Origin of the sequence: Bacillus sp. Xin1, assembly GCF_013314535.1 — a bacterium.
GTDB lineage: Bacteria > Bacillota > Bacilli > Bacillales > Bacillaceae_G > Bacillus_A.
In genome coordinates this window covers 1-3,937 of the sequence record NZ_JABUAE010000097.1, presented here as the reverse complement: position 1 = coordinate 3,937, position 3,937 = coordinate 1, and the positions used below count along the sequence as shown (strand labels likewise).

Here is a 3,937-nt window from a genome sequence, read left to right as displayed (position 1 = left end):
GTTTCCACATTCTGTTCAATTTTCTCTTTTACTGTTTTTAAATAATTGATGTACTGATCATTATGTAAATCATAATTTAAATAACTCTGTTCTTTTTCTATATCAGGATTTGTATGACTCTCTTTTTCTCGTTGATTATGAATCTGGATTCCTTTCACATCTCGCATCTTAAATTTCTGCATTCTACAAATAGCAAAACTCACGAATCCTCACCTCAACTTGTCCTATTTTTCCTCTTTATTTTGTTCTCGACCACTCTGTAAAGTATATATACTTCTCCCCTGTTTTTCGGTGGACTTTCATGTAAAGTATAGCACACTATACTTTACTACCGTAAAGAGTGTGCCCCTACGGGGGATTCGGCAAGCCGAATAAAGACCTTGGGCTTTGCCCAAACCCACTGGGGAACTCTTCCCCAGACCCCATAAAAAACACCCCCAACCCCCTCATTTTTTGAGGGGGCTCCCTCGCCGGTAGGCAGGTCAAAACGGTAACCGTTTTGACACATCAAGAGGGTTTGGGTGTAGTGAATTTGTCAACTCCTTAATGCTCCTTCATTTCGCTATCGCTTCATTGTGTCCGCTTACCGTTGACAAACATTGATTTTACATTATTAATTATGAAAACAAGTATCCCAGAATGACTTAAAATACTATCCTTTTTTATATTTTTTATCTTCTTATTTTTGAGTTTAAATACGCTTTTTATTATAAATAGTTTTTAAAATAGTACTCAAGACTATAACAAATACAATTAATAAACATAAGATATATTAACCACAATGATTAAACATTTTGAAAACACGTTTTCATTTTAGAAAACGTGTTTTTTGTTATAAACTATACTTAATCGTACAATGTTATTTATCCAATCAAATTCTTAAAATAAAAATAAAATAATATAAGACATATTTTCACTTTAAGTGTTCTCTATCAAAGGAGGACACTTTTTATTTGTAAAAATAAAAAAGAAGGAATTTATTATAAAATCCCTTCTTTTGACGAATATATACAATTATTGTGAAGCGATTTCTAAAAATGCATAACTAACCGCTAAAACGCCAGCAGCAAGACCTACAGCTGGAACAAATATTTGAATTTGAACCCTGTCACCAGCTACTAATGGTACATCTTGTAATTGTACTGTTCCTCTTGCTAAACCAAGTACAGCTATAATACCAGCAAGGGCTGTAAAAGGTCCTAAAAATGAAATAGGAGTAAGAGGTACTGGCGTAGTACTTCCAGCTGGAACTCTTACTACTTGTGCAATAATACCTGATCCAGCTGGCAAAGTTGCCAAAAGACCAATTAAAGAAAGCCCTGCATTTATATCATAAATACCTGTTGCTGTTACTTCTAAAGCATTGAAAGTCCCTCCACCACCTGGGTCTAAAGGTAAAACAATACTTGGTGTAATTGTAGTTTCATCTCCAGGTAATGCAGTATTAAAATTAATTGTAGTAGTAATAGGAGTACCTCCAAGCAATGGAACCGTTATTATTTGTGGAATTGCACCATCTTGAGCTGCAAGAAAACCTGAGCCAAGCCCAAAACGTGGAAAAGGTACAGAAATAGGGGATGGAGTAGGACATGGAACACTAACAGATGAAAGACAATTAAAATGGGATCCATGACAATTAGACATAATTTCACCACCTTATTTTATGATTCTTTTATATTTAATGCGGACAATCATAAAATTGAAATGGACAGGATCCCTCATTCTCCAAAAAATGTATATTGTTTCATTACAATAAAAAAACATTAAGTATTCCCCTTGTTTTTGGGTGTGAGTGCTGGCTGGGGGTTTGGGGGCTAGCCCCCAGGAACTTAACGTAACTGAATATGGGGTAAGCTTACTGCTTAGATCGATAGGATTGAGCGGTTCGGCAGGTACAATTGCTAGTTCAAGCCGTGCTACTTAATTCCTCGTTTTTGGTATGTTCGGCTTGGCGACATGCCATCACCTGCCGAAACCCACTTATCAATGGTGAAGCGTAGCGGAAAAGGTGGAGATTTTTGAGAGATTTTTTCTCAAAAATACTACCTGTCCATTGATAAGTGGGTAGCCCATTAATAGATATAGAAGAGGTAACCTAGTAAACCCTTGATAAATATAGGTTTATAATTTCCTTGCGTTCGTAATTACGAAAATAAGAGCTAAAAATCCTACTTAAAATCGTGTAATTTTAAGTAGGATTTTTAGCTCTTATTATAAAAGACACAAGGGGAATTAAAAAAACCCTTTATTTATAAGGTTTTTTTTAACGTAATAGTTACCATATTTGGTATTGATGTTACCATATTTGGTATGTATAATAGTTACCATATACGGTAACTATTATACAGAGGGAGGTTAAAAAGTAATGTCATCATTAGATAAAGATATCTTTATCGAAGTACCTGATGAAGAAACAGGAGAAATCCAACAATATTTATTAACTCCAGCTAAAAAGAAAAAAGTTTATAAGGGGGATTGGGTCATGGTGTTTCAAGAAGGATTAACATACGTTGCAAAACTCAATTTAAAAGGTGAAACATTGCGTGTTTATATGATCCTATTATCAAAACTAGATTATGAAAATTGGTTAAGAATTAGACAAAAAGACATAGCTGAAGAATTAGGAATGAAACCTCCCCATGTTTCAAGAGCAATTAAAGAACTTTCTAATCATGGTATTTTAGTTAAAGGCCCTAAAGTAGGTGCTTCTAATACATATCGTTTAGATCCTTCATTTGCTTTTAGAGGACGCGATAAAAATCTAGAACAAGTTAGAAAAGAAGTAAAACACCTTAAAGTAATAAAATAAAAAAACACTAAAAAGTACCCATATTTTCAAGCTTGGGTACTTTTTAGTGTTTTTATTTCTTTTTTGTATCTAATAAACACGTTTTTTTATAAATTCTTATAAATTTATCTTTCTAAACCACTATCTCTATTTCTGTTTTTCTCTTTTTTCTTTTGCTGTATATCTTTTAAAGCAAGATCATATCCCTTTCTTTCATGTTCAGTTAAATTATTTTCACTAAATCGAGTATTACTAAAGGGATTTAAAGTGATATTCACTTTCTTCTTGCAATACCCTACAATTTGTTGAAATTTCTCCAATCCTTGAGGAACTCGTTCTTTATAAAACTCCTGCATTTGTGCAAATAACTTTTGAAGTCTCTCATATTTCGCTTTATATGGTTCTAATTCTTTTTTCTCTTTTTCTAAACGTTTTACAGTTGTATGTAAATTTGTATGATTCACTTCCAACGCATGATTTTTCCTCTGTAGCGTCTCATTTTCCCTTTTAAAGGCCTCTGACGCTTTTGCAAGGGTTTTAATCCTTTGAAAGTCTTCTAACCCAATTTCGACCGTTTTAGAGCGGAAGAGACCCCCTTTTTCCTTCACAGGCATCTCTTCTACTCGTTTTCCTACTTTAACAGCTCTTTTTAAAACATTTAAACGATTTTGCATTTGTTGCATTGATTTCTCTATTTGTTGTTTTTCCAACTCTTTTTCTATAAGTGTATCTTGTAACACTTGTATTTCTTCTTTTGCTGTCAAGGCTTTAAAACGTGCAGTTTCAATATGTTTTTTATCACTAGATACTCCGCGTTCTAAGTCAAAACCTTTCTCTACCATATGAGCATGAAAATCATCTTGAAGTGAAACTAATTCTTTGCGGTTAAAAATCTGTTTCGCTGACAATTTCTTTTCTTCCGTTACTGGAACCATTCCTACATGCATATGAGGTGTCTTTTCATCCAAATGTACCATTGCATGTACAATGTTTTGTTCTCCATATCGCTCTTTAAGAAAGCTATAGGCCTCCTCAAAGAATTCTTTTTGAAAGTCTGGATTCTCTTCACTTAAACGTTCAAAAAAATCTCTATCACTCGTTACTACAAATTCACACATCACAACTGCATCTTTTCGAATGGCTCGATTG

Annotated in this window: 4 protein-coding genes; 1 reads left to right on the top strand and 3 read right to left on the bottom strand. The window is 33.7% G+C overall.

Features of this window, described 5'->3' with window-relative positions:
- Both HRG09_RS27575 and HRG09_RS27570 read right to left on the bottom strand, forming a co-directional pair.
- A partial coding sequence (locus HRG09_RS27575) for a plasmid recombination protein (protein ID WP_309232407.1) occupies window positions 1–203 on the bottom strand: 203 nt, incomplete at its 3' end.
- Window positions 204–1,014: 811 nt separating this feature from the next.
- The gene (locus tag HRG09_RS27570) at window positions 1,015–1,644 is read right to left on the bottom strand and encodes a hypothetical protein (protein WP_174103993.1); all 630 of its coding nucleotides are present in this window, start codon (window positions 1,642–1,644) and stop codon (window positions 1,015–1,017) included.
- A gap of 721 nt (window positions 1,645–2,365) precedes the next feature.
- On the opposite strand from HRG09_RS27570, the gene HRG09_RS27565 reads away from it, so the two are divergent.
- The gene (locus tag HRG09_RS27565) at window positions 2,366–2,809 is read left to right on the top strand and encodes a helix-turn-helix domain-containing protein (RefSeq protein WP_174103992.1); all 444 of its coding nucleotides are present in this window, start codon (window positions 2,366–2,368) and stop codon (window positions 2,807–2,809) included.
- A 104-nt stretch (window positions 2,810–2,913) separates the two neighbouring features.
- Here HRG09_RS27565 and mobV read toward each other — a convergent pair.
- A partial coding sequence (gene mobV / locus HRG09_RS27560) for a MobV family relaxase (protein WP_174103991.1) occupies window positions 2,914–3,937 on the bottom strand: 1,024 nt, incomplete at its 5' end.

What these genes read in the sequence shown, in the direction of transcription:
- HRG09_RS27570 (WP_174103993.1), bottom strand. Translation starts at nt 1,644, where the DNA reads ATGTCTAATTGTCATGGATCCCATTTTAATTGTCTTTCATCTGTTAGT.
- HRG09_RS27565 (WP_174103992.1), top strand. Translation starts at nt 2,366, where the DNA reads ATGTCATCATTAGATAAAGATATCTTTATCGAAGTACCTGATGAAGAA.